At 47.4% G+C, this 7564-nt stretch carries 5 protein-coding genes, 2 tRNA genes and 3 rRNA genes (1 of these 10 only partly in view); 2 read left to right on the top strand and 8 right to left on the bottom strand.

Features of this window, described 5'->3' with window-relative positions:
• From K3F53_RS01375 to K3F53_RS01350, 6 genes are all read right to left on the bottom strand, one after another.
• Positions 1–474, bottom strand: a 23S ribosomal RNA gene (locus K3F53_RS01375); it reaches 2462 nt to the left of the window's first position.
• A 152-nt stretch (positions 475–626) separates the two neighbouring features.
• Positions 627–741, bottom strand: a 5S ribosomal RNA gene (gene rrf / locus K3F53_RS01370).
• Between the two features lie 7 nt (positions 742–748).
• Positions 749–824: transfer RNA gene (locus K3F53_RS01365), tRNA-Ala, on the bottom strand.
• Between the two features lie 51 nt (positions 825–875).
• Positions 876–952, bottom strand: a tRNA-Ile gene (locus tag K3F53_RS01360).
• 95 nt (positions 953–1047) lie between these two features.
• Positions 1048–2588 (bottom strand): 16S ribosomal RNA (locus K3F53_RS01355).
• The 16S, 23S and 5S rRNA genes sit together here with 2 tRNA genes alongside, the layout of an rRNA operon.
• 437 nt (positions 2589–3025) lie before the next feature.
• Positions 3026–3691, bottom strand: a complete 666-nt coding sequence (locus K3F53_RS01350) for a stage II sporulation protein M (protein ID WP_057900112.1) — start codon at positions 3689–3691, stop codon at positions 3026–3028.
• A 151-nt stretch (positions 3692–3842) separates the two neighbouring features.
• Here K3F53_RS01350 and pdaB point away from each other — a divergent pair, with 151 nt between their 5' ends.
• Positions 3843–4601: a polysaccharide deacetylase family sporulation protein PdaB gene (pdaB, locus tag K3F53_RS01345; protein WP_057900113.1), complete on the top strand. Its 759-nt coding sequence runs from the start codon at positions 3843–3845 to the stop codon at positions 4599–4601.
• Between the two features lie 19 nt (positions 4602–4620).
• Here the strand turns inward: pdaB and K3F53_RS01340 are convergent, their stop codons facing one another.
• Entirely contained in the window at positions 4621–5367 is a 747-nt protein-coding gene (locus K3F53_RS01340) for a KinB-signaling pathway activation protein (RefSeq protein ID WP_246615672.1), read from the bottom strand.
• Positions 5368–5422: 55 nt separating this feature from the next.
• On the opposite strand from K3F53_RS01340, the gene gerD reads away from it, so the two are divergent.
• Positions 5423–6040 carry a spore germination lipoprotein GerD gene (gene gerD, locus K3F53_RS01335; protein WP_091260747.1) on the top strand — a complete coding sequence of 206 codons (618 nt, stop codon included), beginning with the start codon at positions 5423–5425 and terminating at the stop codon, positions 6038–6040.
• A 358-nt stretch (positions 6041–6398) separates the two neighbouring features.
• Here gerD and K3F53_RS01330 read toward each other — a convergent pair whose 3' ends face one another.
• Entirely contained in the window at positions 6399–7526 is a 1128-nt protein-coding gene (locus K3F53_RS01330; RefSeq protein WP_091260749.1) for an Mrp/NBP35 family ATP-binding protein, read from the bottom strand.
• Between the last annotated feature and the right edge of the window lie 38 nt (positions 7527–7564).

The raw sequence follows: 7564 nt of genomic DNA, 5'->3' as shown, positions 1-7564 counted from the left end.
AGCCTTGGGAGATGGTCCTCCCGGATTCAGACGGGGTTTCCCGTGTCCCGTCCTACTCAGGATCCACTCAGGAGAGGATGAAGTTTCGAGTACAGGGCTGTTACCTTCTATGGCTGACCTTTCCAGATCGATTCTTCTACCTCATCCTTTTGTAACTCCGTATAGAGTGTCCTACAACCCCGGAAGGCGAACCTTCCGGTTTGGGCTGTTCCCCGTTCGCTCGCCACTACTAAGGGAATCGCATTTGCTTTCTCTTCCTCAGGGTACTTAGATGTTTCAGTTCCCCTGGTGTGCCTCTCGCTGCCCTATGGATTCAGGCAGGAGTCCTTCCCCATTACGGGAAGTGGGTTTCCCCATTCGGACATCTCCGGATCAACGCTTGCTTACAGCTCCCCGAAGCGTTTCGTCGTTTGCCACGTCCTTCATCGGCTCCTGGCGCCAAGGCATCCACCGTGCGCCCTTCGTAGCTTAACCACATTGAAGGGTTTCTTTTATGGAATCCTTGTTTTGCGCGTGTTTCTTCTGTATCCAGTTTTCAAGGTACAACTTCTATGATGGGTTTAGAATGAGTACGTACTTTTTGTTTACAGGCAAAACCCACAAACAAAAAGGATACGTTCATTCCAGCCTGGCAACGTCCTACTCTCCCAGGGCATACGCCCAAGTACCATCGGCGCTGAAGGGCTTAACTTCTGTGTTCGGGATGGGAACAGGTGTGACCCCTTCGCTATCGTCACCAGACATCGTATGGTGGAGGCAAGCGGGATCGAACCGCTGACCTCCTGCTTGCAAGGCAGGCGCTCTCCCAGCTGAGCTATGCCCCCACATGGATGTGCTAGTATCACAAAATCCATCTATGTAAACAATCCAATTCATGGTGGGCCTAGGCTGACTCGAACAGCCGACCTCACGCTTATCAGGCGTGCGCTCTAACCAACTGAGCTATAGGCCCGCTTGCCTGCAACCACGCAGACATAATAAATGCCCCAAGGCACTCGTCCCTGGAAAACTGAACAGTGAAAGCTCGTGCGTGCCGAGACTCCGTAGAAAGGAGGTGATCCATCCGCACCTTCCGGTACGGATACCTTGTTACGACTTCACCCCAATCATCTGCCCCACCTTCGGCGGCTGGCTCCAGAAGGTTACCTCACCGACTTCGGGTGTTGCAAACTCTCGTGGTGTGACGGGCGGTGTGTACAAGACCCGGGAACGTATTCACCGCGGCATGCTGATCCGCGATTACTAGCGATTCCGGCTTCATGCAGGCGAGTTGCAGCCTGCAATCCGAACTGAGAACGGTTTTTAGGGATTGGCTCACCCTCGCGGGTTGGCACGCCCGTTGTACCGTCCATTGTAGCACGTGTGTAGCCCAGGACATAAGGGGCATGATGATTTGACGTCATCCCCACCTTCCTCCGTCTTGTCGACGGCAGTCTCCTTAGAGTGCCCAACTGAATGCTGGCAACAAAGGACAAGGGTTGCGCTCGTTGCGGGACTTAACCCAACATCTCACGACACGAGCTGACGACAACCATGCACCACCTGTCACCGCTGTCCCGAAGGAAGCCTCCATCTCTGGAGGGGTCAGCGGGATGTCAAGCCCTGGTAAGGTTCTTCGCGTTGCTTCGAATTAAACCACATGCTCCACCGCTTGTGCGGGTCCCCGTCAATTCCTTTGAGTTTCAGCCTTGCGGCCGTACTCCCCAGGCGGAGTGCTTATTGCGTTAGCTGCGGCACTGAGGAGGTGGACTCCCCAACACCTAGCACTCATCGTTTACGGCGTGGACTACCAGGGTATCTAATCCTGTTTGCTCCCCACGCTTTCGCGCCTCAGCGTCAGTTACAGGCCAGAGAGCCGCCTTCGCCACTGGTGTTCCTCCACATCTCTACGCATTTCACCGCTACACGTGGAATTCCGCTCTCCTCTCCTGCACTCAAGCTCCCCAGTTTCAGATGGCTCTCCACGGTTGAGCCGTGGGCTTTCACACCTGACTTAAGAAGCCGCCTGCGCGCGCTTTACGCCCAATAATTCCGGACAACGCTTGCCCCCTACGTATTACCGCGGCTGCTGGCACGTAGTTAGCCGGGGCTTTCTCGTCAGGTACCGTCAGACCGGGAGGTCATCCCGGCGGTTCTTCCCTGACAACAGAGTTTTACGATCCGAAGACCTTCCTCACTCACGCGGCGTTGCTCCGTCAGACTTTCGTCCATTGCGGAAGATTCCCTACTGCTGCCTCCCGTAGGAGTCTGGGCCGTGTCTCAGTCCCAGTGTGGCCGTTCACCCTCTCAGGTCGGCTACGCATCGTCGCCTTGGTAGGCCGTTACCCCACCAACTAGCTAATGCGCCGCAGGCCCATCTGTACGCGGCTCAAAGGCCTTTCCATGCCGAACCATGCGGTTCGGCATCCTATCCGGTATTAGCTCCGGTTTCCCGGAGTTATCCCGGTCGTACAGGCAGGTTGCCTACGTGTTACTCACCCGTCCGCCGCTAACCTCAGGAATGCAAGCACTCCATCGGTTCGCTCGACTTGCATGTATTAGGCACGCCGCCAGCGTTCGTCCTGAGCCAGGATCAAACTCTCCAAAAAAGTTGAAGATTGATACGCAAGCTCGTAAGCTAGCTCATAAAGTAAAGAATGTTTTTCGGGCCCCATAAAAGTGCCTGAAATCAACTTTGAAGCTGACCTTCACTTTCATGGGATATTTATCTCGCACACAAACGAGTTTCACTGTTCAGTTTTCAAGGGACTTCTTTTTCTCTGTCGCATTCTGTTGACGACTTTTATATTTTATCAAATCTTAGACTAAATTGCAATATCTTTTTTAAAAATAACCCTGTTTTATCTCAAGGATTTATCACTGTTTTAACAGCGACAATTGAAAATGTATCATATACTAATCACTATTGTCAACACATTTATTATATCTTTATATTTGTATTTTTTATTTTGGAATTATGTTTCCAGTTTTCACTGCGAATTATACCACATCAAAAATAAAGAGTCTCAGGGGAAACAAAGCCCTTTCAGCCCTTTAATTTAAGCATTTGCTTCATAATATCTATTTCCTGTTCCACGAAGCTCTGAATCAACAGGGGAGTGATGGTAGTCTCAACAACAGCTGCCACAAATAGCATAACTACAATAGTGCCAACAGCCAAAGGGAGATCTCTCAGCATATCACTGAACTTTTTCCTCACAGTTGTCCGTTTCTCTCTTACAAACAGACTAACAACCCAGTCATACGTCAATACACCCAACTTAATACCGATGGCTGCTGCGAAAATGATGGCACTCAGTTCGATAATCCCATGCGGCAAAATTCCAGCGAGCAAAATCTTTAGCGGACTTATGCCTCCGCTTGCATATACTTTTAACAAGAAACCGAGCAAAATACCGTTTGTCACTAGCCCCAGGGCGGGATACAGCCCAAAGAAAAAGATGCCAAGCCCCACCATGCTAAACGCGACCATTACATTATTTTTAAAAATAACCCCAAATGTATATAACGGGTTATTGGCTTCTCTAATATCACTTCCAATTCGTTGAATGTTGTCTATCATCTGCTTGGCAAATTGTTTAATTTCTTCCGCATTCGTATATCCGAAGAACACACCTATCAACATCAGCGCAACACCGAGCCATATGTATCGTTTATTCTCACAGACAATGCTTGCCAGTCTTTTTACCATTGCATATCTGCTCCCCTTTCCTGTACTTTCCTCTTCTTGATAATACCGCGATTCTTTCTTCCGTATTCCTTATTTTCAAAAAGGCATATCCTTGACTCACAGGCATACATATGTAATGGACAAGGGTTAAACTAATAAGGAGGTGTGATTTTTGTTTTGGATTGTAAACGCCAGACGTCTTAAACAGTATCTTATCATTCTTACTGCCGCTTTATTCGCCATTGGCATCGCCTGGGCCGAAAGGGATAATATTTCAATCTTCACGTCAGGAAAAAATGGGCCGAACGCTATTTACAAAGTGGACACGCGGGAAAAAAAGCTCGCTCTCACCTTTGATATTAGCTGGGGCGAAGAACGTGTAGGCCCAATTCTTGACATTCTTGAGCAAAAAGGTGTGAAAAAAGCAACGTTCTTCCTTTCCTCGCCCTGGAGCAAAAGCCACCCTGACATCGTAAAACGCATTAAAGACATGGGATTTGAAATCGGTTCTCATGGACATAAATACACTAACTACAGCAGCCTAAACGACGAAGAAATTCAAGCGGAAATCACAAAAGCCCACGAAATTTTAAAGGAATTAACTGGAACTCCACCTAATCTTATCCGTACTCCGAATGGCGATTTCGATAAACGCGTACTTAAAATCGCCGACAAAATGGGGTATACAGTCGTCCAATGGGATACGGATTCGAAAGACTGGCTGAATCCTGGAACAGAGCAAATCATTAAAAATGTCGTGGACAGTGCACATCCCGGTGATATTATTTTGATGCACGCAAGCGATTCATGCAAGCAGACCCATCTGGCCCTTCCGGCCATCATCGAACAATTGCGCTCCAAAGGTTACGAATTTGTCACCGTTTCTGAACTTATCGCTAACGCAAAAATAAATACAAACGAGGTTCAATAAATGAGAAAAAGCCGGGCGGTTACTTCGCCAGGCTTTCGTTTTTTTGCAGAACACGATGCAACTGCATAATTTGCCACGTATTGCATAATAACAACGGCACAATCATCATAATCATTGCTTTCGGATTGTTTTCTTTGAGCGCCGGAAGCCACTCAAGAACCGTAACAACAAACATAAAAAAAACGGTCGGAATCCAAGCAGAAGCATTCGTCGCCTTGACTTTAAAATAAGCAACCACCACCGCATAAACGAGCAGGCTAAACGGCAGCCATACATATCCGAGAATCGGTTCTTCTTTTGCGAACAGATCATGTCGTAAAACGACCAAATCAACAAATACAAACAGAATCAAGAGCACCTGTATTCCCAGCCAAAGACTTTTTCTTCTGAGTACGCTAAGCGCTAAATAATTCAACATTAAATAGGCGAAAAAACCCATCTGGCTAATTATACTAAACATAAGACCCATAATTAATCTTCCAAAAATACCCATGCCAAAATTCCCGAATCCGCCGCCAAGCGATTCCATGCCAATAAAAGCACCAGTAATTACCGCTCCCAAGGCTCCCATAAGAAGCGTCGTATAAAACAAAAAAGACCACTTTCGTAATGTCACCAACATACCCCCATGCTTCCTCGTTTCCCTTTCTTGATTGTACCAACAGCCCCAGTAAAAAACCAGTAATTTCGCCCATTCGTCACATCCTCCATTTCCTCCATAATTCACCACGCGCAAGGCCCGGTCAATAAGGATAAACAGCATCATCGTTTGACATGCTAAATCATAGCTATACAAATTGAGAAATGAGGGAAGCAAAGTGATGAACCATTTTACCATTTCCATAAAATATGTGCTTTCTTCCATTCTACTCGCTGCTGTTCTGGTCACGGGTTGTAGCGGAGGTCAACAAAAAGAAAAATCCGCCTCTTCCGACTATAAAGAAACAAAGCAAATGGTTGTCGACATTTTAAAAACAAAAGAGGGGCAAAAAGCAATTCATGAAGCCATGAACGAACGCTCATCTACACAAAGCGTCCAGAGAGCAGGGCAAGGGGGCGGCGAAGAGATGAAAATTCAAGCCCATGAAATGATGCAAGACCCGAAATTTGCAGTTTCTATGGCTAAAGCGATGCAGGAGCAAAACAAAAAATTACTAAAAGATCTCATGAAAGAACCTGAGTACCAGAAAATGATGCTCGATATTATGAAAGACCCTGAATATCAAAAGCTGGTGCTAGAAACAATGAAAAGTCCCGCGTACCGCCAACAGACAATGAGTGTAATGAAAGATGCGCTACAAAGTCCAATGTTCCGTCTGGAAATGATTCAGCTTGCCCAGAAAGCTCAGGAACAAATGATAAAGCCTGAGCAAGGCAAAGGTAAAGAAAAAGGAAAAGAAGGCGGAGGAAAACAAGAGGGCGGTGGAGGTAAAAAGTAATTCTCCTTCCTTCCAAAGCTAAAACCGCTTGTACAAGAAAAACTCGCTGGCTTATGCCTGGTCCTTTTTCCACATAGAAGAAAACCGGCCACCTTGTGGTACGTCGGCCGGACTGACAAAACATCTGGAGCCCTCGAGGAGGGAGACATTTGCCAGTCTTTCTCTCCCTCCGTGCCACACGCTCCACATGCCACATGGAAAAAGAAAACGTTTGGCACACACCTCACGAGTTTTTCTTCATTTACTTATGGAAAGAAAGTGTATATTGCTTTATCACTATAAAGCAACATATACTTTCTTAATACGAAAAAAAACGGAAGTGAGGAGTTCCTCATCTTCCGTTTTCGCCGTATTTTGCTTATACGGAAATACCAGCTTTCTCATCAACTTTCCGCGCTAGTTCCGCATAGATTTTGCCGATTTCTTCATGTTCTTGATATACAGAAGGTGCGTAACGATCTTCGTCGCGCATCGGCTCCGGCTGTCCTAGCGGAATTTGCGCCAGCAATTCTGTCTTCAGCTCCTCCGCGAGCTTCTGACCTCCGCCGCTTCCGAAGATCGGGTCTTTTTCGCCGTTCTTGTTTATATAGTAAGACATGTTTTCTACTACCCCAAGAATTTCGTGGTTTGTGCGGAGGGCCATCGCACCGGCACGCGCTGCTACGAACGCCGCTGTGGGATGCGGAGTCGTTACGATAATTTCCTTGCTCTGCGGAATCATCTGGTGCACATCAAGCGCTACATCACCCGTTCCTGGCGGCAGATCGAGAATCATGTAATCTAGTTCACCCCAATGAATTTCACTAAAGAAGTTACGCAACATTTTTCCCAGCATCGGCCCGCGCCAAATAATCGGCGAATTGTCCTCTACGAAGAATCCCATGGAGATCACTTTTACGCCGAAACGTTGCACGGGCATAACCATATTGTCAATTACAACCGGCCGTTGCGTAATGCCCATCATGTCCGGTACGCTAAAACCGTAAATATCCGCATCAATGACACCGACTTTCTTGCCCATACGTGCCAACGCAACCGCTAGGTTAACTGTTACCGTGGATTTTCCGACGCCGCCTTTTCCGCTTGCTACTGCAATAAATTGCGTTTTCGAATCCGGTGCAAGAAGAGGGGAGATTTGGCTTAAGCCCGCGCCGTGTCCCTGTACCGCGCCATTGTTTGGCGCGGAAGGCGAACCATCTGCACTACCGCCACGAATTATCGCAGCGACACGCGCTCTTTCCTCATCTGTCATCGCTCCAAAGTGAACAACAACTTCTTTCGCACCAAGCGCTTTAATCGCATTTTCCACATCTTCCTGAATCTTCACCTTTAACGGACAGCCCTGAATGGTAAGAATAACATCCAATTCTACTCTATCGTCATCAATCTTGATATTACGTACCATGCCCAGTTCCACTACACTGCGGTGGATCTCCGGATCTTGAACCCCTTTCAGCGCCTCTAACACTTTCTCTTCTGTAATCACTTGTCTTTCACCTCTCAAAATGGCGTACTTTTTTCATT

Source organism: Aneurinibacillus thermoaerophilus, assembly GCF_019603355.1.
Taxonomy (GTDB): domain Bacteria; phylum Bacillota; class Bacilli; order Aneurinibacillales; family Aneurinibacillaceae; genus Aneurinibacillus; species Aneurinibacillus thermoaerophilus.
Note: the sequence above shows the minus strand (reverse complement) of the source record. Positions and strands in the feature narration are given on the sequence as shown.

Bases quoted from the DNA above. Each gene is read 5' to 3' on its own strand.
- K3F53_RS01350 (WP_057900112.1), bottom strand. From the start codon at position 3,691: ATGGTAAAAAGACTGGCAAGCATTGTCTGTGAGAATAAACGATACATA.
- gerD (WP_091260747.1), top strand. From the start codon at position 5,423: ATGAACCATTTTACCATTTCCATAAAATATGTGCTTTCTTCCATTCTA.
- K3F53_RS01340 (WP_246615672.1), bottom strand. From the start codon at position 5,367: ATGATGCTGTTTATCCTTATTGACCGGGCCTTGCGCGTGGTGAATTAT.